Genomic DNA, 20,461 nt, shown 5'->3' with positions numbered 1-20,461 from the left:
GCCCGGATGGGTCGATGGACCGTGTACGTGCTGATCGCGATCGGCTTCGCGGTCGGGTGCGCCTTCCTGTCGAATTGGCAGTTCGAGCGCAACGAGACGAGATCCGAGCAGATCGCTCTCGTCGAGAAGAACTATGACGCGGATCCCGTCCCGCTGTCCGACCTCATCGGCGCCGACGGAGCGCTCGAGCCCGGCGACGTCTGGCATCCCGTCGTCCTGAACGGCGAGTACATCGCCGATGACCAGCTCCTCGTGCGCAATCGGCCCCATGGCGGCACGAGTGCGTTCGAGGTTCTGGTGCCGTTCCGCGATGTCGATGGACGTGTGTTCATCGTCGACCGCGGATGGGTGCCGCCCGGTGACGGTGACTCCCCGGATGCCGTTCCTGCGCCTCCGAGCGGCGAGGTGGAGGTCATCGTGCGTCTGCGTCCCGGAGAGCAGCTGCCGGCCTCGGGACGCGGCGCTCCCGAGGGCCAGGTGCCGACGATCAACCTCCCCTCGATCGCCGAGCTGGTCGACGGAGACGTGATCACGAGCGCGTACGGGCAGATCGTGAGCGAGGAACCGGCGGGCGAAGGCACCCTGGGCCGCTTCGACTCCCCTACCGACGACCCCGGCCCGCATCTGTCGTATGCGATCCAGTGGATCCTGTTCGCGCTGATGGGCTTCGTGTTCATCGGCTACATCATCCGCACCGAGATCGTGAAGCACCGCGAAGAGGTGGAGGGGATGCCGGCACCCGTCAAGAAGTCCCGGCGCCGTGACAGCGATGCCGACGTCGAGGACGAGCTCCTCGACGCTCGCTGAGGCGCGTCAGCCCCAGGCCCGCACGTCCACGACGAGGGCGGACTTGGGGTAGCGGCCCGAGGGCGTCCCGATCTCGAAGAGATCGATCAGGAGCATCAGCGGATAGTCAGGCGACTGCGGGATCCGCCGCAGCACCCTCCCCTCGCAGCCGATCACCGTCTCGCCGTCACCCCAGACGACTGTCCAGGTGTGCTGCTCACTCGCGTCGAACGGGAGCACCACCTCGGCCATGTCGGTCTGCAGACGCGGATCACCGTGCGCCTTGATGCCGGTCCGCGCTCGAGTCGTATTCGAGACCGCATCCGCGTCGATCTCGAAGATGCAGATCTCGCCGGCATCCCTCTCCGAGAGGTGTTCGATCCCGACGAGCCAGGCGGCGAGCATGCATCCTTCGTCGGCGCTCGCGGCGACGGTCACATCGATGCGTCCGCGGGCGGGAGCGAACAGCAAGTGCAGAGGCGTCTCCGTTCGCACCTCCAGACCGTCCGGACGATGTCGGTGCGTGCCGCGCGCCGACCCGACGGATCCGGAGAACACCGCGGTCTGCACATTCGACACACGGAGCGAGGCATCCTCCTTCCGCCAATCGAGCTGATCGCTGTCGATACGCAGGCGCAGCCCCGAGTCGACGATCTCATATCGCGCCGCCGACCTCTCGGGAACCGTCCAATGCGGGAGGTAGTGGGCGACCCACTTCTCGTCGTCGAGCCCCGTCGAGAAGTCGTCGGCGAAGCTCGGGACCCCTGACGGCGGAGGCGGGAGAACCTCGCTCATCGTTCAGTCGGACCAGGGCAGCGGCCGGTCAGGCAGGCGCGCACTGTCATCGGGAAGATGCGGCAGCTCCTGGCCTCCGGTCCGGATGCACAGCCAGCGGAGCTCCCCCGCACTGCCAGGGTGAGACCGCCAGGTGCGGGCGACCCCCTGACCGACTCGGATCACGGTGCCGGGGCCGACCTCGACGATCTCGTCGTCGAGACCCATCTGCCCGCGCCCCTCGAGGAAGACGTAGAGCTCCTCGATGCGTGAATGAACGTGCCAGTACCCCGCCTCTTCACCCGGAGCGAGGGCGTTCGCGGTGAGTCCGATGAACTGCATCGTCAGCTCGTGGTCGACGACGCGGCGACCGTCGCGGGAGCGCGCGGCATCGAAGCCGCCGTGGTGCTCACGCCACTCGTCCAGCGCACCGATCTCGATGACCTGGAAGTCGCTCATGCGCGAGCCTCCTCCTCGATGCGGTCAGCGGCGCGACCGGAGAGCGCCCGGCTCCAGCCGTCCGCGGATGCCTCGTACACGAGACGGGTGTGGTTCCGATCGGTCTCCCCCTGCCAGAACTCGATGCGGCTCGGGACGATGCGCCAGAGCACCCAGTCCCCGTCGGCGATGCCGGCCTGTGCGGCCGCCGAGCGAGCGGCGAGGTCGGCGGCGCTCTCCTCGGGCGTCGCCTCCTCCACGCGGCCGCGCACGCGGACTGCACGGACCTGCGGCTGCCACCAGAAGTTCAGGGCCGCGGCCGGCACTGCGCCGAGCTGCGCCCCCTTACGGGACGACCGCGTGCTCGCGAAGGCCCACCCTCGTTCGTCGATCCTCTTCAGGATGAGCGTGCGCGCATCGGGGATCCCGTCGGCGTCGACCGTCGCCAGCGTCACCGTGTGCGGTTCCGCCACCCCGGCTGCGGCGGCGGCGCGCAACCACTCGGCGAACAGGACCGCCGGGTCATCCGGCAGGTCGCGGATGTCCCAGTCCGGAGCGACGCCGGTGAGAGCGTGGCGTCCTCTGAGCCAGTCGTTGAGCGGATCGAGGGCGAGGTCGGAGTCGTCATGGGTCACCCTGTCGACTATGCCACTCCCGTCGGACGTGGCCCACCCCGGAGGCGTTACGCGAGCTCGATGAGGTCCTGGTACTCCTGGCTCCAGAGGTCCTCGACACCGTCGGGAAGGATCAGCACGCGCTCCGGGTTGAGCGACTGCACCGCACCGGGGTCGTGCGAGACGAGGACGACTGCACCCTCGTAGTGCGCGAGAGCGCCGAGGATCTCCTCGCGAGACGCGGGATCGAGGTTGTTGGTGGGCTCATCGAGCAGCAGCAGGTTGGCCGAGGAGACCACGAGGGTCGCCAGCGAGAGACGCGTCTTCTCGCCGCCCGAGAGAACCCCGGCGGGCTTGAGCACATCGTCGCCGGTGAAGAGGAAGGATCCGAGCACCTTGCGCGCTTCCATCTCGGTGATGTGCGGAGCGGCCGAGACCATGTTCTCGAGCACCGAGCGGTTCACGTCGAGGTTCTCGTGCTCCTGCGCGTAATAACCGACCTTGAGCCCGTGGCCCGGCTCGAGCTGGCCCGTGTCCGGCTCGTCGACTCCGGCGAGCATCCTCAGCAGCGTGGTCTTGCCCGCACCGTTGAGTCCGAGCACGACGACCTTCGATCCGCGGTCGATCGCGAGGTCGACATCCGTGAAGATCTCGAGCGATCCGTACGACTTCGACAGCCCCGTCGCCATCATCGGGGTCTTGCCGCAGGCGGCGGGTTTGGGGAAGCGGAGCTTCGCCACCCGGTCTTCCTGGCGGACCTCGTCGAGACCCGCGAGGAGCTTCTCGGCGCGCGCGATCATCTGGTGAGCGGCAGCGGCCTTCGACGCCTTCGCACCGAAGCGGGCGGCCTGCTGCTGCAGCGTGGTGGCCTTCTTCTCGGCGTTGGCTCGCTCCTTCTTGCGGCGCTCCTCGTCGGCCACCCGCTGGCGCAGGTAGTTCTTCCAGTTCATGTTGTAGGTGTCGATGATCTGGCGGTTCGCGTCGAGGTAGAAGACGCGGTTGACGGTCTCGCCGACGAGCTCGACGTCGTGGCTGATCACGATCAGCCCGCCCTTGTAGTTCTTGAGGAACTCGCGCAGCCACACGACGCTGTCGGCGTCGAGGTGGTTGGTCGGCTCGTCGAGGATCATCGTCTCCGCATCCGAGAACAGGATGCGCGCGAGCTCGATGCGACGACGCTGTCCGCCCGAGAGCGTCGAGAGCGGCTGATCCAGGATGCGGTCGGGCAGCGAGAGGTTGTTGGCGATGGATGCCGCCTCGGCTTCTGCGGCGTATCCGCCCTGTGCCTCGAACTGCTCGGTGAGGCGCGCATAGCGCTTCATCGCCTTCTCGGCCACGGCGGGGTCTTCCGAGCCCATGGCCAGCGAGGCCTCGGTCATGCCGAGATTCAGCTGTCCGAGTCCGCGGGCATCGAGGATCCTCGTGCGCGCCAGATCCTCCGGGTTGCCCGAACGGGGATCCTGGGGCAGGTAGCCGAGCTCTCCGGAGCGTGTCACCGTGCCCCCAGAGGGAAGGACGTCGCCGGCGAGCACCTTGGTGAGCGTGGTCTTGCCTGCACCGTTGCGGCCGACGAGACCGATCTTGTCTCCGTCGCTCACACGGAACGACACGTTCTCCATCAGGAGGCGTGCGCCCACGCGGATCTCGAGTTCGTGCACGGCAAGCACAGGCGGGATGTCCGTTCTTTCAAGGGGGTTCAGGCCGAGGGGCCAAACTCCCAGTATAGATCGCTCGGCTGGGTGTTCAGTCGACGTACGGATCGTGGTGCAGTCGTCGGCCTGTGCACAGATCTACCTCTGCGGGTGGATGCGATCGATACCTCAGGGTGATGCCCTGCGTGCCCTCCGCTTTCTAGCCTGCTGAGGTGGACGTCATCAACGAGCTCATCCTGCAGACCGTCGCCTCCCCCTGGCTGTATGCCGTGCTGCTCGCGGTGACGATCATCGACGGCTTCTTCCCGCCTGTTCCGAGTGAGACCGTGCTCGTGGCGGCAGCCGCCGTGCTGGCATCCTCAGGAGAGCCATGGGCGCTGATCCCGCTCGGGCTCGTCGCCGCCGTCGGCGCGACCATCGGCGACAACATCGCATTCGTGCTCGGTCGTCGACTCGGCACGACCCGCTGGGCGTGGATGCGTCGACCGCGGATCGCCTCGGCCTTCGCCCACGCGGAACGCGCCCTCGACCAGCGCAGTGCGGCTCTGATCCTCGGCGCTCGATACATCCCTGTCGGCCGTGTCGCTGTGAACATGTCGGCGGGCGCGCTGCGATTCCCCTGGAGGCGTTTCCTTCCCCTGAGCGTCGTGGCCGGTCTCAGCTGGAGCGCGCTGAGCCTGGCGATCGGGCTGCTCGCCGGATCATGGATCGAAGATCAGCCCCTCGCCAGCGCCGGGATCGGCATCGGAGTCGCTCTCATCATCGGACTGGTCATCGACCGCGTCACCGCTGCCCGGCGTCGACGCGCCCCCGTCCCGCAACTGGCAGGATGACACTCATGGCACGTCGCCTGCCCCGCACACCCCGCACACCGCGGACTCCCCGCATCAGCCGTCGAACGGCCGCGCGCGCCGCGCTCGCCGTGGCGAGCCTGGCGCTCTTCGCGGTGCTCGTGTCGCTGCAGACCGTGCTGTACGGCACCGCGTTGCCGCTGACGTTCATCCTCGGCGCTGCACTCTGCTCGGCACCGCTGCTCTCCCTGCGGTATCCGCGGTGGGCGATCGCGATGTTCTGCTCTGCGGCGTTCGCGCTCCCGCTGCTGGTCGTGCCCGATCAGGCGACCGAGGCGCCGTGGCCGTGGTCGGTGCCCGCGCTCGTCACCTTCGTCCTCTTCGTGGGCGTCGTGACCTTCGTCCACGGCGCGCGCCTGGGCGTCGTCCCGCTCGGCGTCGGCGCGCTGCTCTCCCTCACGGCCCCGCTGCTGCGCCCCGAGATCGTCGCCACCCCGGCGACGGCAGGCAGCGCCACGGCAGATCTCATCGTGACCACGTCTGTGGCCGCAGCCGTGTTCCTGGTCGCCATACTGGTCGCAGGACGCGTGAGGGTATCTGCCGAGCTCACGAAGGAACGGGAGCATTCAGCCCTCGAAGAGTCCCGCCGCGCGCTCGTCGAGGAGCGCACCCGTATCGCCCGCGAACTGCACGACGTCATCGCCCACAGCATGTCGGTCATCCAGGTGCAGGCGTCCACTGCTCGATACCGACTCCCCGAGATCGGCGACGCGGCGACGTCGGAGTTCGAGAGCATCGCGGCCACAGCGCGGGGATCGCTCACCGAGATGCGGCGGATGCTGGGCGTGCTGCGCACCGAGGATCAGGCGGCCGAGCTGGCGCCGCAGCAGAGCATCGACGACATCCCGGCCCTCGTCGACACGATCCGGCGCGCCGGCGTGACGGTGGGGCTCGAGATGACGGGCGCGTTCACCGACGCCCCGCAGGCCGTGCAGATCGCCGCCTTCCGCATCGCGCAGGAGGCGCTCAGCAACGCGGTACGGCACGCGTCCGGCGCCGCCGTCACGGTGCGCCTGCAGGCGGATCTCCACGCCATCGGCATCCGCGTCCGCAACGGCCGCGCCACCACCCCACCGGCTCACCCCAGCGGAGGCTATGGACTTCGCGGCATGCGTGAGCGCGTCGAACTGCTCGGTGGGTCCTTCACCGCCGGCCCCACCGCCGAGGGCGGGTGGGAGGTCATCGCCTCCCTCCCGCTGCACGAGCGTCCATCGAGCGAGACCACCGCTCCGATCACCCAGGAGAACCCGTGACGATCAGCGTCCTCATCGCCGACGACCAGGCGATGGTGCGCGCCGGATTCGCCGCTCTGCTCGATGCGCACGAGGGCATCCGTGTCGCGGGTCAGGCGGCCGACGGAGCCGAAGCCATCACCCTCGCTGCCCGCCTCGATCCGGACGTCATCCTGATGGACGTGCGGATGCCGCAGGTCGACGGCATCGAGGCCACTCGGCGCATCCTCGGCCCCGGCTATCCTGCGGCTCATGTGCCGAGGATCCTCATGCTCACGACCTTCGACATCGACGACTACGTCTACGACGCGCTCGAGGCCGGCGCGAGCGGATTCCTGTTGAAGGACGCTCTTCCCGAGGAGCTCGTGCACGCCGTGCGCGTCGTCGCCGGCGGCGATGCCCTGCTCGCCCCCAGTGTGACGCGGCGCATGATCGAGCAGTTCGCCGGACGTCGGCCCCGCACCGCGAAGGCGGCGACCTCGCTCGCGGACCTGACCGATCGGGAGCGGGAGGTGCTGGTGCTCATCGGTCGCGGACGGTCGAACAGCGAGATCGCGTCCGACCTCTTCATCGCCGAGCAGACCGTGAAGACGCATGTCGGCAAGGTGCTCGCCAAGCTCCGACTCCGCGACCGCGTGCACGCCGTGATCCTCGCCTACGACACGGGTCTCGTCGAGCCCTCCTGAGCCGCCGCTTTGGGTCACACCGCAGTAGGGGTGCGAACCAGCCCGGAGGGTGATCCCCCGACCGGCACCGCGCCCATACGCTCCTCGGACACCCATCCGAGGAGGACTCCATGGCCATCGTCGAAGCGCCGCCCCGCATCGCTCCCCGACCCCCGCTGCCGGCCGGTCGTGATGCCGCGATCGACCTGCTGCGAGCGATCTGCGTCGCAGGAGTCGTGCTGCTCCACGCCATCATGGTGGGCGTCACGATCGCCGACGGCAGCCCGGTCTTCGCGAACGCGAGCGAGGGCACCTCGTGGATCATCCCCATGAGCTGGGTCCTCCAGGTCATGCCGTTGTTCTTCATCATCGGAGGCTTCGCCGGTCACATCGCGTTCCGGCGGTCGCAGGCGCGCGGCGGCACCGCATCCGAGTTCATCGCAGCCCGCGTGCATCGCCTGCTCCGGCCCGCACTGTTCGCCATCGCCGTCGTCGGCGTCGCGCTCGCGGCTCTCCACGTCGCAGGTGTTCCCGCCGACATCATCGCCACCGCCGGCTTCCGCTACAGCCAGCCGCTGTGGTTCCTCGGAGTCTTCCTGGGCTGTCAGGCGCTCCTTCCGGCACTCTCGAGAGCCCACGCACGCAGGCCCCTGGTCACCGTCGCAGCCCTCGTGTGGGCATCGGTCTGCGTCGATGTGGCCCGGGCGAGCACCGGGGTCGAGGGACTGGGGTTTCTGAATCTCGCCTTCGTGTGGCTCGCACTCCAGCAGATCGGGTTCTTCCTCGCCGACGGCACGATCGACCGGCTGCCTCGAGCGACGCGGGCACTGGTGGGAGCAGCGGCTCTGACCGCCCTCATCGCAGCGTTCGCGACCGGGATCTACTCCCCCGACCTCATCGCGAACATCAATCCCCCGACCGCCGCGCTGCTGCTCGTCGGCGTCGTGCACCTGAGCGCCGTCTCGCTTCTGCGCGATCGCATCGACGCGCTCAGCCACCGGCCGGTCCCCGCCGCGTTCGGCGCCTTCGTCAATCGCCGCACCATGACGATCTACCTGTGGCACATGCCGGTACTGCTCGCCATGGCGGGGATCTCGGCCGTCGCCTCACTCGTCAGCGGAATCGCGCTGCCGGATCCGAGTTCCGTCTCCTGGTGGGTGTCGCGTCCGATCTGGCTCGCCGTCGCCCTGACTCTGACAGCGGCGATCGCGACCTCCCTCACCCGCATCGAGACGCAGCCGTCGCCGCGATCCGCTGACAGGACGCACCGGGTCGTGATCGCCGCCGTCCTGGGCATCGCCTCCGTCGTCCTGCTCCTCGTCGCGGGGACGACCGTGCTCACTGCTGCAGTCGCCGCCGGCGGCATGCTGCTGTCCCTGCGCATCGCCCGCCGATCACACGAGACCGCGAGCGGCGAGAGCGTCGCCGACGTCGTCCGCGTGGCGTAGTGTCCTGACCATGAGCGGCACCGCGCCTCGCACGCCGCGACGGATGCCGCGTGCGAGGTGGGCCTCGGTGACCGCATGGGCGAAGCCTGCGACCACCGGAATCATCGTGAGGGTCAGTGAGATCATCATCGCGACGGCATCCGCATCGATGCCCAGTCGGCGCAGCGGTCTCAGCATCCGATGCAGCACCGCGAGCAGATCGCCCATCCGGGTGGTGATCGTGAGAAGCGACGCCAGCAGCAGCAGTGATGCCACCCTGGCCGTGCTGACCCATGCCGTGAGCGGTGTGGCGAAGATCCACAGGGCGACCCCGAGAACCAGGACGAGCCACCGCAGCCGCCACGCCTCGACGAGCAGGGCCGTCACCGGAAGGCCGGCGGCGAGATAGAGCAGGCAGACGACGAGAAGCGCGGCTGTGACGCTCCATCGATCGTGCGGGTAGCCGGACGAGACGAGCGCGAGCACGGCGAAGACGGCGAGCTTGGGGCCCGCCGGCATCCGGTGGACGATACTCGCCCCCGGCCGATAGGACTGGATCACGCGGCCAGCTCGCGATACTCGGCGACCACGTCCGGCGGGGCGCCCGACGCGATGATCGAGCCCGCCTCGAAGAGGACCGCGTGGTCGCACCTCGCTGCGAGCTCGAGGTCGTGGGTGACGATGACGACCTGGGCGGGAAGCGCCAGCAGCAGATCCGAGATCCGTCGGGAGTTGCGCAGGTCCAGCAGGGTCGTCGGCTCGTCGGCGACGATCAGCTGCGGTTCGGTGATCAGGACAGACGCGAGAGCCAGCATCTGCTTCTGACCGCCGGACAGCTCCGACGCCGGCACGTCCGCCCGATCGGTCAAGCCGTGCTCGGCGAGTGCCGCGGCCACACGTCTGTCGACGTCCGCACGAGAGGATCCGCGAAGCGACAGCGCGAGGTCCTCGGCAGGCGTAGGCATGAGGATCTGCGCCTGCGGATCGGTGAAGACGAAACCCACCCGCCGCCGAAGAGCCTTCACATCCCTTCGAGAATCGAGACCGTGCACCGTGACGCGCCCTGCATCCGGGAGCACGAGGCCGTTCAGCAGACGCGCGAAAGTGGACTTTCCTGAACCGTTCGCGCCGATGACCGCGATCCTCGCCGTCGTGAGCTCGATGCTCACATCGCGCAGGATCGGCTGCCCCTCCCGCTCCACGGTGACATCGTCGACCGAGATCGATCCGGTCGAGGTCTCAGACCGCACGGACGGATGCCGGCACGGATGGGGCACTCGTGCCGAAAGCTCGAGGGTACGCGCGCCGTAGCGCGAGGACCAGCGCTGTGGCCGTTGCCGCCTTGAGCAGATCGCCGGGGAGGAAGACGAGACTCGCCAGTGCGGTGGGTCCCAGGTCGAGCCCGAGTACGAGCGCGGTGACGGGCACCCCGCAGACGTACACGACCACGATGCCGCCGACGACGACCCCGAGGGCGATCCGCCACCAGCTGGGCCGACCGCTGCGCACGATCAGTCCGATGACGATGACGCCCAGGAGCCACCCGAGCAGGTAGCCGGCTGTCGGACCGACGAAGACGCCGAGACCGCCACGGCCACCGGCGAGGACGGGGAGCCCGACCGCTGCCAGCACCAGCACGAGGAGCACCGAGAGCGGGGCCAACCGCGGGCCGAGTACAGCGCCGGCGAGCATCACCCCCAGGGTCTGCGCGGTGATGGGCACCCCGCCGGGGATCGGGATCGTCACCATTCCGAGGACGATGATGAGCGCGGCGAAGATCGCCACCCTCGCGAGTTCGCGACCGAGGTCGTCTGTGTGCCGAGCCATCATCCATCACCTTCCTGAACACCGTTCACTTGAACGGTGTTCACTATACTGACGGGATGGCCCCGGAGCACAACTCGACCCGTCACGACCGCGACGGCGTCGCGCGCGCTGCACTCGCGCTCCTCGACGAGGTCGGCCTCGCCGACCTCTCGATGCGGCGGATCGCCGGCAGGCTCGATGTGCAGCCGAGTGCTCTCTATTGGCACTTCTCGAGCAAGCAGGAGCTGCTGGCGGAGTTGGCCGATCGCATCACCGCGGGCATCCCGCGCGACGATGCGGACGTGTTGACCACCGCCCGCAGCATCCGCGACGCGCTCTTCACCTATCGCGACGGGGCCGAGCTCGTGCTCAGCACGTATGCCCTGCGTCTCGGCTCGTCGTATGCGCACACCGCACTGGAAGCCGCGCTGACGCGCCACGGCCTGTCGGACGCACCGGAGCGAGCAGCCGCACTCCTGCACTTCGTGCTCGGCCATGCGACTCTCGTTCAGCAGCGGATGCACGCCGACAGCCACGGAGCAGCGCTCGACGACCACACGATCGACGTCACAGCGGGACTCGACCGCGTCTTCGACCTCGGCGTGGCCGCGCTCGCCGGAGAGTCGTCCGGCGCCGACCTCACCGCTCGCGCGACTCCGCATCCGTCAGCTCCGCGGCGTGCCCCAGCCTGAGTCCTGGCACGAACGCCAGGAGCACCAGACCGAGACAGAACGCGAAGACGACGCCGAAGGCGCTCGCACCACCGCCGAGGCTGGCGACGGCGAGACCCGCGAGAGCGATGACGACCGCGGCGCCCGTGGAGTCCGAGATCGACAGAGCTGACGAGTTGAAGCCCTGGTTGCCGGCATCCGAGTACGCGAGCGTGAGCACGGTGAGGCGGGGATAGAGCAGACCCATGCCGCCGCCGGCGAAGGCCCATCCCACCACCACGAAGAGCGGCGAGAACCCCCAGAGCGCTGCGAGGAGCACGAACACCAGAGCACAGACGAGCAGCGAGAGGCTGATGACGGTGATCCTCGTGTTGCCGAGACGTTCACCGAACCTCCCCTGCAGCGCGGACGCCCCGGCCCAGGCGAAGGCGGCGAACATCAAGGCGATGCCCGCCCACGTCGCCGTGAATCCGAACCTCTCCATGAGCAGGTACGGGATGTACGCTTCCGCGGCGAAGAACGCGCCGGCGACGACGCCCCGCATGAGTACTACGCTCGGCAGGCCCCGGCCGGCGCGCAGAGTGTGTCGAGGCAGCAGCGGCAGCACCGCCACGGCGATGACGGCCACCGAGCCCAGTGCGACCGACCATCCGATCTGCGCGGTCATCTCGGCCGTGAAGCCGATCAGCACGGCGAACACCGCGACGACGACGGCGAGCATCAGACGCGTCACGAGAGCTCGACGGTCCTGTGGTTCGCCATGCCCGAGGTCGACGCCGCGCAACCGGATCGCGATCATGAGAAAGGCGGCCGTCGTCAGCACGGCCACCCCGAGGAATGCCCACCGCCAGTCGAGGTACTCGGCGACGGCACCCGCGAGGAACGGGCCGATCATCGACGGCACCACCCAGGCCGCGGCGAACGCCGCGAAGACCCTTCCGTGCAGGTGGGGCGGATACAGGCGGGCCACCACGACGTACAGGGCCACCGTCTGTCCGCCCGCACCGAGCCCCTGCACCAGGCGGCCGATGAGGAACTGATCCATCGTCACCGCGAACCCCGATAGCAGAAGGCCGGCGATGAACAGCGACACGGCGGCGTACAGCGCACCCCGGGGCCCGCGAGCGTCCGACCAGGCACCCGCTGCGACCATCCCGATCACGCTCGTCGCGAGTGTCCCCGCGAAGGCCACCGCATACAGCGCCTGGCCGTCGAGCGCCTCGCTGACGATCGGCATGACGGTCGTCACCGCCAGAGCCTCGATCGCCGCCAGGAAGATCAACGCGACCGCGCCGGCGGTGACCCAGAGGCGTTCCCGGTCCCAGATCGACGATGTCGCGCGATCGACCGTCATCGATCCACGAGCGTCGCGATGCGCTCGATGGCCTCGGTGATGATCTCCGGACTCGTCCCGAAGTTCAACCGCACGAATCCCCTGCCCTGCTCGCCGAAGGCGGGGCCGAAGTGCAGGGCCACCTTCGCCTCCTTGAGGATCCGACGCGCGGGGTTGTCGCCCCATCCGAGAGCCGAGAGATCGATCCAGGCGAGGTAGCCGGCATCGGGCATCCGGTAGCGGGCACCGGGGAGCTTCGATGCGAGCAGGTCCTCGAGGAGTACGCGGTTCGCGTCGAGTGTCGCGAGCAGCCCGTCCAGCCACTCATCGCTCTCCTCCGAGAAGGCGGCGACAGCCGCGAGCAGACCGAACTGACCGGTGCGCCACTCGACCTCGATCGGCAACCCGCGCACGACCGCGCTCGTCGAATCGGAAGCGGTCACCATGAGGGCGCACTTGAGGCCGGCCAGATTGAAGGCCTTGCTCGCGCTGACGACCGCATACCCCACGCGCTCGGCGGCCTCGCCCGTGTCGAGGAACGGCGTGAAGCCGGTTCCCGGCTGGGCGAGCGGTGCGTGGATCTCGTCGGAGACCACCGCCGCGCCGAACTCGTCGGCGATCTCGGCCAGCGCCGCGAGCGCGTCGCGACTGTGGACGGTGCCCGTCGGGTTGTGCGGATTGCAGAGCAGGATCGCGGTCGCGCCGTCCTCGAACGCTGCACGGACGCCGTCGAGATCGAGTTCCCACCCCATCCCCGTGTCGATGAGAGGCACCCGTTCCACCTCGGCGCCGGCCTCGGACACCAGGTCGAAGAACGGCGGGTACACGGGAGGGGTGACGACCACCCGCTCTCCCGGCTGCGTCACGCGGCGGAGTATCTCGACGATGCCCATGCTCACATCGGCCGTGGTGCGCATCCGCGTCGGATCCGCCTCCCAGCCGAAGCGACGGCGTGCGAACGCCGCGTAGGTGTCGGGCAATGGTGTCCGCGAGGCGATGTACCCCGTGTCTCCGAGCTCGACGGCGCGACGCAACGCGTTCGAGACCTCCGGTGCGAGCGGGAAATCGGTCTCCGCGACGAAGAGCGGAAGCACGTCGGCGGGATACTCCCGCCACTTCTCGCTGCTACGTCGTCTGAGCTCCGCCAGAGGCAGAGCCGTGACTTCGAGCATTCTCAGATCGCGAAGCCGAGGGCGCGCATCATGTCGCGCCCGTCGTCTGTGATCTTCTCCGGACCCCACGGCGGCATCCACACCCAGTTGATGCGGAAGCGGTCGACGACGTTGTCCAGAGCCTGCGCGGTCTGGTCCTCGAGCACGTCCGTCAGGGGGCAGCCGGCGCTGGTCAGCGTCATGTGGATGACGAGAGCATCGTTCTCGTCATCCCAGGCGAGGTCATAGATGAGGCCGAGGTCGACGACGTTGATCCCGAGTTCCGGGTCCATGACGTCTTTGAGCGCCTCGGTGACCTCGTCGTACTTCGCGTCCGTGAGGGTGGCTGTCATGCGAATCAGCCTACGCCTCGATGGGGGCTGCGGGGTCGAGGAAACGGTCGTATCCCTCTTCCTCGAGCCGGTCTGCGAGCTCAGGGCCGCCCTCTTCGACGATCTTGCCCGCGACGACCACATGCACGAAGTCCGGACGGATGTAGCGGAGGATGCGGGTGTAGTGCGTGATCAGCAGCACGCCGAGGCCGGTCGACTCCTTGGCGCGATTGACGCCTTCCGAGACGATCTTCAGCGCGTCGACGTCGAGGCCCGAGTCGGTCTCGTCGAGAATCGCGAACTGCGGCTTGAGGACCTCGAGCTGCAGGATCTCGTGACGCTTCTTCTCGCCACCGGAGAAGCCTTCGTTGACGTTGCGCTGAGCGAACTTCGGGTCCATGCGGAGGTTCGCCATGGCCGCCTTGACGTCCTTGGTCCAGCCGCGGATCGCCGGAGCTTCGCCGTCGAGTGCCGTCTTGGCGGTGCGGAGGAAGTTCGTCACCGTCACGCCGGGGATCTCGACCGGGTACTGCATCGCGAGGAACAGGCCGGCGCGCGCGCGCTCGTCGACGCTCATGGCGAGCACATCCTGGCCGTCGAAGGTGATCGAGCCGGAGGTCACGGTGTACTTCGGGTGGCCGGCGATCGTGTACGCGAGCGTCGACTTGCCCGAGCCGTTGGGGCCCATGATCGCGTGCGTCTCACCGGTGTTCATGGTGAGGGTGATTCCGTTGAGGATCGGGGTGGTACCCGCCTCGGTCTCGACCGTCACGTGCAGGTCGCGGATTTCGAGAACAGACATTCAGACTTCCTTCGTCACAGTCGGGTCGATGAGCACGTCGTCGCCGTCGATCTCGACGACGTAGACCGGAACGGGCTCATAAGCAGGGAGGTTCTGAGGCTTGCCGGTGAGCAGCGAGAACGCGGAGCCGTGGGCCCAGCACTCCACCGTGTCACCTTCGACGAAGCCTTCGGCGAGAGAGATGTCGCCATGCGTGCAGGTGTCCCCGATGGCGTGGATCACGCCTTCGGAGTCCTTGATCACGGTGATCGGGACGCCGTTCGGCTCGACGCGGATCGGCATGTCCTGCTCGAGTTCCGCGACGCCGCACACGCGCTCGGCGCTCATGCGTTCACCTCGGCGAGCTCCGTCTCGATCGCGTCGAGCAGCTCGGTCTCCAGCGCCGGGATCCCCAGGCGCTGAACGATGTCGGTGAGGAATCCGAGCACGACGAGTCGGCGCGCTTCCTCCTCGCTGATGCCGCGGGCCTGCAGGTAGAACAGCTGCTCGTCATCGAAGCGCCCCGTGGCGCTGGCGTGGCCGGCGCCGAGGATGTCCCCGGTCTCGATCTCGAGGTTCGGGATCGAGTCGGCGCGTGCACCCTCGGTGAGCACCAGGTTGCGGTTCGCCTCGTAGGAGTCGGTGCCCGTCGCGTCGGCGCCGATGAGCACGTCGCCGATCCAGACGCTGTGCGCTCCCTGCCCCTGGAGCGCACCCTTGTAGAGCACGTCGCCCTTGGTGTGCGGGCCCTTGTGGTGCAGGTAGACCTGGCTCTCGAGGTGCTGCCCGGCATCGGCGTAGGACAGTCCGTAGAGGTACCCCTCGGATCCGCCGCCGGCGAGCTCGACGCTCGGGTTCACGCGCACGACTCCGCCGCCGAAGCTGATCACGAAGTGCTTGAGCGTGGCATCCGCATCGACCCTGGCCTGATGCGCAGAGGTGTGCACGGCCTCGTCCTGCCACTGCTGCAGGCTGATGACAGTGAGCTTCGCGCCATCGCGGACGATGATCTCGACGTTCTGGGAGTACTGCGCGGCTCCGGTGTGCTGGAGCACGACGGTGGCCGAGCTGTGCTCGAGGGCCTCGATCACGATGTGGGCATCAGCGCGCAGTTCGGCGCCGAGGCCCTCGATCGAGACGAGGATCGGCTCAGCGACCTCTTCTTCGCGCGGGATGCGGATGTGCAGCGCCTCGGACGAGCCCTGCCAAGCGACGGCTGCCGTGATGTCCTCGGCCAGGAAGACCTCCCCGCGCGGGGCATCACCCGCGGCGAGCGGTGCCGACACGTACTTCTCGCCGTCACCGAACGAGTAGCGCACGCCCTCGGTCAGACCTGCCACCTCGAAGAGGGCGGAGAGCTTGGCCACCGGAGTGTGCTTCCAGTTGACCTCGCGGCCGGTCGGCAAACCGAAGTCGGCGGGTTCGAAGGAGTGCGGACGCTCCGAGCGGGTCTGCACCGGGACGAATCCGGCATCCGAGACCTGAGCTGCGGGGTCGATGTGCGCGTTCGTGTGCTGCGCCTCGCTGGGCGCTGTCGTCGAGGCCGCCATTTAGCCGACCGATCCTTCCATGCCCATTTCGATGAGCTTGTTCAATTCCATCGCGTACTCCATGGGCAGTTCGCGCGCGATCGGCTCGATGAAGCCGCGCACGATCATCGCCATCGCCTCGTCCTCGGGCATGCCGCGGGACTGCAGGTAGAAGAGCTGCTCCTCGCTGACCTTCGAGACGGTGGCCTCGTGGCCCAGCTGCACGTCGTCGACCCGGATGTCGATGGCCGGGTACGTGTCGGAGCGCGATTTCGTGTCCACCAGCAGCGCGTCGCAGCGCACGGTGTTCGCGGAGTGGTGCGCGTTCGCGTCCACCCTCACCTCGCCGCGGTATCCCGCACGTCCACCGCCACGGGCGATCGACTTCGAGACGATCGACGACTGCGTGTACGGAGCCATGTGGATCATCTTCGCGCCGGCATCCTGGTGCTGGCCGGGACCCGCGAAGGCGACCGAGAGGGTCTCGCCCTTGGCGTGCTCGCCCATCAGGTAGATCGACGGGTACTTCATCGTCACCTTGGAGCCGATGTTGCCGTCGACCCACTCCATCGTCGCGCCCTCATGGGCGACGGCGCGCTTGGTGACGAGGTTGTAGACGTTGTTCGACCAGTTCTGGATCGTCGTGTACCGAACGCGGGCGTTCTTCTTCACGATGATCTCGACGACGGCCGAGTGCAGCGAGTCCGACTTGTAGATCGGAGCGGTGCAGCCCTCGATGTAGTGGACGTAGCTGTCTTCGTCGGCGATGATCAGGGTCCGCTCGAACTGGCCCATGTTCTCGGTGTTGATGCGGAAGTACGCCTGCAGCGGGATCTCGACGTGCACGCCCTTGGGGACGTAGACGAACGAACCTCCCGACCACACGGCCGTGTTGAGCGCGGCGAACTTGTTGTCGCCGGCCGGGATCACGGTGCCGAAGTACTCCTCGAAGAACTCGGGGTGCTCGCGGAGCGCGGTGTCGGTGTCCATGAAGATGACGCCCTGCTCCTCCAGATCCTCGCGGATCTGGTGGTAGACGACCTCGGACTCGTACTGCGCTGCGACGCCGGCGACGAGGCGCTGACGCTCGGCCTCGGGGATGCCGAGGCGCTCGTACGTCTCGCGGATCTCAGCCGGGAGATCCTCCCAGGACTGGGCCTGCTTCTCGGTCGAGCGCACGAAGTACTTGATGTTGTCGAAGTCGATCTCGCTGAGGTCTGCACCCCAGGTCGGCATCGGCTTGCGACCGAAGAGCTGATAGCCCTTGAGTCGAGTCTTCAGCATCCATTCGGGCTCGTGCTTGAGCGCCGAGATCCCGCGGACCACCTCTTCGGAGATACCGCGCTTGGCGATGGCTCCGGCGGCATCTTCGTCATGCCACCCGAATTCGTACACCCCCAGGCCGTCAAGCTCCGGGCGGTCGATCAGCACATCCGACATCACACACTCTCCTCACAGGTCCCAAACGGTGTCATCCGCCCCGACACACCTGATCCCCGTCGAGTCTGCGGGAGCGGGTGCCGTTGGTGGGCCCTCATCACCGGCGCATCCATCGCGCCTAAACTGTTAGCGATGCTTCAGCGCGGTCAGCGCTCATCACAACAATCCGATTCTACAGGTTCCGCCTGAAGACAGGGCCGCTCGCCGTGTCCGGCGCGGTTCGGAGAGACTTATGCCCGAGACGACGATCTCCTCCCCCACGAACGCGGCAGCGTCGACGCATGCGATCCTCTGGGGGCGAGCGCTTCGCGTCTTCGCCTGGCTCTCATTCCTCGCACAGACCATCATCATCGGCACCGGCGGCGCCGTGCGGCTGACCGGATCAGGCCTCGGATGCTCCGAGTGGCCGCTCTGCACGCCGGAGTCGCTCGTCCCGATCTATGCCGATCAGGGAATCCACGGCATCATCGAGTTCGGCAACCGCGTCATGACGGGTGTGGTCGGCGTCATCGCCCTCGCCGTCCTGCTGCTCGTGCTGGCGCGCACCGGGGGGAAGGCCACGGTGTTCTCGGCCCTCCGCTTCGCCGCGGCCGGAATCCTGGCGGCCGGGGTCGTGTTCTTCATCTTCACGCTCGTCGACCTCCCCGCCACGCCCTTCGCGATGGCGGCTCTGCTCGTGACGGTCATCGCCGCCACGGTCAGATCGGTCAGGTTGACGACCGAAAGGCGGGATCTCGTCATCCTCGCCTGGGTCGTGCTGATCGGCGTCGTCGCGCAGGCTCTTGTGGGCGGCATCACGGTGCTCACGGGACTGAACCCCTTCATCGTCGGATTCCACTACGTGTCGTCCCTCCTTCTTGTGTGCGTGACCGCGGCCTTCCTGGTCAGGCTCTACGCCGCGCCCGGACCGCGTGAGCGCGCGGTGCCGACCTGGTTCGCGGCGCTGAGCCACATCACCGGTCTCGCCCTCGCCGTGACGATCCTGTTCGGCGTGCTGACCACCGGTTCCGGGCCGCACTCCGGCGACGCGGCCGTCGAGCGCCAGGGATTCGACGCCACGGTGCTCGCCCACGTGCACTCCTGGCCGGGATACATCCTCGCCGCGCTCGTCGTCACCTTGACGATCGCCGCGTGGGTCCTGCACCTACGACCGCGCAGATGGCTGCTCGTGCTCGTGCTGGCGATCCTGGTGCAGGTCGGCGTGGGCGTGTGGCAGGCGCGCGAAGGCCTCCCGCCGGTGCTAGTGGGCATCCACATGGTGCTCGCCTCGCTGTCGGCGGCTGCGTACACCGTGGTGGTGCTGAACCTGAAGAAGCCGGCCGCTGCGGAGGCTTGACCCCGGCTGCGCACAGGGGATGCATAGCCCGGGCATCAGCGGCTCATCAGTTCGTCGTGCACCGTTGCGGACATGAACAAGTCATTGACACGCAGCATCGGCTTCTGGCTCCTCCTCGTGCTCTCGCTCGCATCAGCGGGAGTGGGCGGGTGGCTGATCGCCGGCCAGGTCGGCACCATGACGAGCACTCTGCTCGACGGCACGGCGACCGGCATCGAGGTCTACGTGGGGCAGTCGCTCGTCGTCGTCGGAGCCGCGCTTCTGGGCGCCGGCGTCATCGGCGTGCTGATCGCCGTCGGTCTGAGTGCGGTGCAGGCGCTCCTGCCTTCTCCTGCACCCGCAGTCGTCGGGCCGATCGATGGGACGAACGAGTCAGCTGAGGCCGACCCCATCGACTCCGAGATCCCCGCGACAGCGGCGGACGACGAGCTGGTCGGCGACGCAGAGCAGGATCAGAACGGCAGCAGCGGGTCGACCGCGACGGCCACGAAGATCAGCGTCAGATAGGTGATCGAGGCGTGGAAGACTCGCATCGGCCGCGCCTCGTTGCCTCGCACCGCCTGGTTGTACAGGCGGTGCGACTCATAGATGAACCAGCCGCCGAACACCGCGGCGGAGACGCCGTAGACGAGGCCCATGTTCGCGATCGGGATCAGCAGCAGCGAGCAGGCGACGGTCGCCCAGGCATAGAGGATGACCTGGAGCCCGACCTGTGAGGCGTTGCGGGTGACACCGAGCATGGGCACGTCGACGTCGTCGTAGTCGTCCTTGTACTTCATCGACAGCGGCCAGTAATGCGGCGGCGTCCAGAGGAAGATGAGCGCGAACAGGATGAACGCGGGCCAGTCGAGCGAGCCGGTGACGGCAGCCCAGCCGATGAGCACCGGGAAGCACCCGGCGATGCCGCCCCAGATGATGTTCTGCTCGGTGCGTCGCTTGAGGATCATCGTGTAGATGACGACGTAGAAGAAGATGGCGGATGCCGACAGCGTGGCCGCCAGCCAGTTCGTGGTGAACCACAGCCATACGGTCGAGACGACGGCGAGCGTCCAGGAGAAGATCAGCGCGCCTCGCGGGCTGATCTCGCCGGTCACCAGCGGACGGTTCTCCGTGCGATGCATGTGGGCATCGATGTCGCGGTCGAGGTACATGTTGAACGCCGCAGCCGAGCCGGCGCTCAGCGAGCCGCCGATCACGGTGGCCAGCACCAGCCACATGTCGGGGAGACCGCCCTGAGCGAGGAACATCACCGGGACGGTCGACACCAGCAGCAGTTCGAGGACGCGCGGCTTGGTGAGGGCGACGTACGCCTTCACGGTGCGACCGATGGACTTCTTCACAACGGTCTGATCAGACATCGTCGAGATCTCGATCGCCTCCTCCACACGCGTCACGACAGCGTTTCCCAGTCTAGGGCACGCCGGGCGCAGGGCTCGCCCGCCCCGATGATCAGCGCTCCACCGACCCTCGCATCCGGGCTCCCGGGACGCGACGGGATCGCGTTCCAGGACTCCTGATCCGCAGTGCCACCGCTCATCGGAAGCCTCGACGAAGGCATGGAATTACTGGACGGGCGGAGCGTTGTAAAGGGGGGTAACGAGTCGAACCTCGGCGCTATGCTGAAATGACTCGCGCGTCCGGCG

General features: G+C 67.9%; 23 protein-coding genes. 8 read left to right on the top strand and 15 right to left on the bottom strand.

Going from position 1 to position 20,461, the window contains the following annotated elements; genetic code table 11:
* Positions 1-6: 6 nt before the first annotated feature.
* Positions 7-807: an SURF1 family cytochrome oxidase biogenesis protein gene (locus ACZZZF_RS01575; RefSeq protein WP_053096422.1), complete on the top strand. Its 801-nt coding sequence runs from the start codon at positions 7-9 to the stop codon at positions 805-807.
* A gap of 6 nt (positions 808-813) precedes the next feature.
* Here the strand turns inward: ACZZZF_RS01575 and ACZZZF_RS01570 are convergent, their stop codons facing one another.
* Genes ACZZZF_RS01570 through ACZZZF_RS01555 form a run of 4 tightly spaced genes read right to left on the bottom strand, consistent with a single transcriptional unit; the run spans position 814 to position 4,279 of the window.
* On the bottom strand, positions 814-1,581 hold the full coding sequence (locus ACZZZF_RS01570; protein ID WP_463496790.1) for a LamG domain-containing protein: 768 nt from the start codon (positions 1,579-1,581) through the stop codon (positions 814-816).
* 3 nt (positions 1,582-1,584) lie between these two features.
* On the bottom strand, positions 1,585-2,019 hold the full coding sequence (locus tag ACZZZF_RS01565; protein WP_463496788.1) for a cupin domain-containing protein: 435 nt from the start codon (positions 2,017-2,019) through the stop codon (positions 1,585-1,587).
* Positions 2,016-2,633, bottom strand: a complete 618-nt coding sequence (locus tag ACZZZF_RS01560; protein ID WP_053096428.1) for a pyridoxamine 5'-phosphate oxidase family protein — start codon at positions 2,631-2,633, stop codon at positions 2,016-2,018. The genes ACZZZF_RS01565 and ACZZZF_RS01560 overlap by 4 nt, the downstream gene beginning before the upstream one ends.
* A 47-nt stretch (positions 2,634-2,680) precedes the next feature.
* Entirely contained in the window at positions 2,681-4,279 is a 1,599-nt protein-coding gene (locus tag ACZZZF_RS01555) for an ABC-F family ATP-binding cassette domain-containing protein (protein ID WP_053096429.1), read from the bottom strand.
* Positions 4,280-4,476: 197 nt separating this feature from the next.
* On the opposite strand from ACZZZF_RS01555, the gene ACZZZF_RS01550 reads away from it, so the two are divergent.
* The 4 genes from ACZZZF_RS01550 to ACZZZF_RS01535 all read left to right on the top strand — a co-directional run bounded on the left by ACZZZF_RS01550 (position 4,477) and on the right by ACZZZF_RS01535 (position 8,460).
* Complete coding sequence (locus ACZZZF_RS01550) at positions 4,477-5,097, top strand: DedA family protein (RefSeq protein WP_053096431.1); 621 nt, start codon at positions 4,477-4,479, stop codon at positions 5,095-5,097.
* A 5-nt stretch (positions 5,098-5,102) separates the two neighbouring features.
* Positions 5,103-6,368, top strand: coding sequence for a sensor histidine kinase (locus tag ACZZZF_RS01545; RefSeq protein ID WP_463496786.1), 1,266 nt, complete (start codon positions 5,103-5,105; stop codon positions 6,366-6,368).
* Positions 6,365-7,033: a response regulator transcription factor gene (locus tag ACZZZF_RS01540; protein ID WP_285363218.1), complete on the top strand. Its 669-nt coding sequence runs from the start codon at positions 6,365-6,367 to the stop codon at positions 7,031-7,033. Before ACZZZF_RS01545 ends, ACZZZF_RS01540 begins: the two co-directional genes overlap by 4 nt.
* A gap of 110 nt (positions 7,034-7,143) precedes the next feature.
* Positions 7,144-8,460 (top strand): acyltransferase family protein, encoded by a 1,317-nt coding sequence (locus tag ACZZZF_RS01535; protein ID WP_463496783.1) that lies wholly within the window; start codon positions 7,144-7,146, stop codon positions 8,458-8,460.
* Here ACZZZF_RS01535 and ACZZZF_RS01530 read toward each other — a convergent pair.
* The 3 genes from ACZZZF_RS01530 to ACZZZF_RS01520 are packed head-to-tail and all read right to left on the bottom strand — an operon-like array spanning position 8,407 to position 10,269.
* Positions 8,407-8,958: an energy-coupling factor transporter transmembrane component T gene (locus ACZZZF_RS01530; protein WP_230100746.1), complete on the bottom strand. Its 552-nt coding sequence runs from the start codon at positions 8,956-8,958 to the stop codon at positions 8,407-8,409. The genes ACZZZF_RS01535 and ACZZZF_RS01530 overlap by 54 nt on opposite strands.
* 38 nt (positions 8,959-8,996) lie before the next feature.
* A complete protein-coding gene (locus ACZZZF_RS01525; protein ID WP_082586603.1) occupies positions 8,997-9,689 on the bottom strand; it encodes an energy-coupling factor ABC transporter ATP-binding protein in 693 nt (230 codons plus the stop codon).
* Positions 9,679-10,269 carry a biotin transporter BioY gene (locus ACZZZF_RS01520; RefSeq protein WP_463496780.1) on the bottom strand — a complete coding sequence of 197 codons (591 nt, stop codon included), beginning with the start codon at positions 10,267-10,269 and terminating at the stop codon, positions 9,679-9,681. Before ACZZZF_RS01520 ends, ACZZZF_RS01525 begins: the two co-directional genes overlap by 11 nt.
* Positions 10,270-10,322: 53 nt before the next feature.
* Here ACZZZF_RS01520 and ACZZZF_RS01515 point away from each other — a divergent pair, with 53 nt between their 5' ends.
* The gene (locus ACZZZF_RS01515; protein ID WP_447647660.1) at positions 10,323-10,937 is read left to right on the top strand and encodes a TetR family transcriptional regulator; all 615 of its coding nucleotides are present in this window, start codon (positions 10,323-10,325) and stop codon (positions 10,935-10,937) included.
* Here ACZZZF_RS01515 and ACZZZF_RS01510 read toward each other — a convergent pair.
* Genes ACZZZF_RS01510 through sufB form a run of 7 tightly spaced genes read right to left on the bottom strand, consistent with a single transcriptional unit; the run spans position 10,885 to position 17,482 of the window.
* Positions 10,885-12,270 (bottom strand): MFS transporter, encoded by a 1,386-nt coding sequence (locus ACZZZF_RS01510; protein ID WP_463496779.1) that lies wholly within the window; start codon positions 12,268-12,270, stop codon positions 10,885-10,887. The genes ACZZZF_RS01515 and ACZZZF_RS01510 overlap by 53 nt on opposite strands.
* Positions 12,267-13,421, bottom strand: coding sequence for a MalY/PatB family protein (locus tag ACZZZF_RS01505; protein WP_072591383.1), 1,155 nt, complete (start codon positions 13,419-13,421; stop codon positions 12,267-12,269). The genes ACZZZF_RS01510 and ACZZZF_RS01505 overlap by 4 nt, the downstream gene beginning before the upstream one ends.
* 2 nt (positions 13,422-13,423) lie before the next feature.
* Complete coding sequence (locus ACZZZF_RS01500; protein ID WP_053096448.1) at positions 13,424-13,753, bottom strand: metal-sulfur cluster assembly factor; 330 nt, start codon at positions 13,751-13,753, stop codon at positions 13,424-13,426.
* 10 nt (positions 13,754-13,763) lie between these two features.
* Positions 13,764-14,534, bottom strand: coding sequence for a Fe-S cluster assembly ATPase SufC (gene sufC / locus ACZZZF_RS01495; protein WP_053096451.1), 771 nt, complete (start codon positions 14,532-14,534; stop codon positions 13,764-13,766).
* The gene (locus ACZZZF_RS01490; protein WP_053096453.1) at positions 14,535-14,861 is read right to left on the bottom strand and encodes a non-heme iron oxygenase ferredoxin subunit; all 327 of its coding nucleotides are present in this window, start codon (positions 14,859-14,861) and stop codon (positions 14,535-14,537) included. It abuts the gene before it with no gap.
* On the bottom strand, positions 14,858-16,063 hold the full coding sequence (gene sufD / locus ACZZZF_RS01485; protein ID WP_463496776.1) for a Fe-S cluster assembly protein SufD: 1,206 nt from the start codon (positions 16,061-16,063) through the stop codon (positions 14,858-14,860). Before sufD ends, ACZZZF_RS01490 begins: the two co-directional genes overlap by 4 nt.
* Entirely contained in the window at positions 16,064-17,482 is a 1,419-nt protein-coding gene (sufB, locus tag ACZZZF_RS01480) for a Fe-S cluster assembly protein SufB (RefSeq protein ID WP_053096457.1), read from the bottom strand.
* A 232-nt stretch (positions 17,483-17,714) separates the two neighbouring features.
* On the opposite strand from sufB, the gene ACZZZF_RS01475 reads away from it, so the two are divergent.
* Positions 17,715-18,818 (top strand): COX15/CtaA family protein, encoded by a 1,104-nt coding sequence (locus ACZZZF_RS01475; protein ID WP_463496774.1) that lies wholly within the window; start codon positions 17,715-17,717, stop codon positions 18,816-18,818.
* A gap of 72 nt (positions 18,819-18,890) precedes the next feature.
* Complete coding sequence (locus ACZZZF_RS01470) at positions 18,891-19,325, top strand: hypothetical protein (protein WP_463496771.1); 435 nt, start codon at positions 18,891-18,893, stop codon at positions 19,323-19,325.
* Here the strand turns inward: ACZZZF_RS01470 and ACZZZF_RS01465 are convergent.
* On the bottom strand, positions 19,271-20,176 hold the full coding sequence (locus ACZZZF_RS01465; RefSeq protein WP_053099149.1) for a heme o synthase: 906 nt from the start codon (positions 20,174-20,176) through the stop codon (positions 19,271-19,273). The genes ACZZZF_RS01470 and ACZZZF_RS01465 overlap by 55 nt on opposite strands.
* Positions 20,177-20,461 lie beyond the last annotated feature (285 nt).

The sequence above is a fragment of the Microbacterium sp. AC215 genome (assembly GCF_979258645.1).
The sequence above is the reverse complement of the archived record's forward strand: the minus strand, read 5'-3'. Positions and strand labels throughout refer to the sequence as shown.

Coding starts and splice junctions, on each gene's coding strand:
- ACZZZF_RS01530 (WP_230100746.1), bottom strand. CDS start 8,958: ATGCCGGCGGGCCCCAAGCTCGCCGTCTTCGCCGTGCTCGCGCTCGTC.
- sufB (WP_053096457.1), bottom strand. CDS start 17,482: ATGTCGGATGTGCTGATCGACCGCCCGGAGCTTGACGGCCTGGGGGTG.
- ACZZZF_RS01510 (WP_463496779.1), bottom strand. CDS start 12,270: ATGACGGTCGATCGCGCGACATCGTCGATCTGGGACCGGGAACGCCTC.
- ACZZZF_RS01535 (WP_463496783.1), top strand. CDS start 7,144: ATGGCCATCGTCGAAGCGCCGCCCCGCATCGCTCCCCGACCCCCGCTG.
- ACZZZF_RS01470 (WP_463496771.1), top strand. CDS start 18,891: ATGAACAAGTCATTGACACGCAGCATCGGCTTCTGGCTCCTCCTCGTG.
- ACZZZF_RS01565 (WP_463496788.1), bottom strand. CDS start 2,019: ATGAGCGACTTCCAGGTCATCGAGATCGGTGCGCTGGACGAGTGGCGT.
- ACZZZF_RS01570 (WP_463496790.1), bottom strand. CDS start 1,581: ATGAGCGAGGTTCTCCCGCCTCCGCCGTCAGGGGTCCCGAGCTTCGCC.
- ACZZZF_RS01475 (WP_463496774.1), top strand. CDS start 17,715: ATGCCCGAGACGACGATCTCCTCCCCCACGAACGCGGCAGCGTCGACG.
- ACZZZF_RS01465 (WP_053099149.1), bottom strand. CDS start 20,176: ATGTCTGATCAGACCGTTGTGAAGAAGTCCATCGGTCGCACCGTGAAG.
- sufC (WP_053096451.1), bottom strand. CDS start 14,534: ATGTCTGTTCTCGAAATCCGCGACCTGCACGTGACGGTCGAGACCGAG.
- ACZZZF_RS01520 (WP_463496780.1), bottom strand. CDS start 10,269: ATGATGGCTCGGCACACAGACGACCTCGGTCGCGAACTCGCGAGGGTG.
- ACZZZF_RS01505 (WP_072591383.1), bottom strand. CDS start 13,421: ATGCTCGAAGTCACGGCTCTGCCTCTGGCGGAGCTCAGACGACGTAGC.
- ACZZZF_RS01545 (WP_463496786.1), top strand. CDS start 5,103: ATGGCACGTCGCCTGCCCCGCACACCCCGCACACCGCGGACTCCCCGC.
- ACZZZF_RS01515 (WP_447647660.1), top strand. CDS start 10,323: ATGGCCCCGGAGCACAACTCGACCCGTCACGACCGCGACGGCGTCGCG.
- sufD (WP_463496776.1), bottom strand. CDS start 16,063: ATGGCGGCCTCGACGACAGCGCCCAGCGAGGCGCAGCACACGAACGCG.
- ACZZZF_RS01500 (WP_053096448.1), bottom strand. CDS start 13,753: ATGACAGCCACCCTCACGGACGCGAAGTACGACGAGGTCACCGAGGCG.
- ACZZZF_RS01575 (WP_053096422.1), top strand. CDS start 7: ATGGGTCGATGGACCGTGTACGTGCTGATCGCGATCGGCTTCGCGGTC.
- ACZZZF_RS01490 (WP_053096453.1), bottom strand. CDS start 14,861: ATGAGCGCCGAGCGCGTGTGCGGCGTCGCGGAACTCGAGCAGGACATG.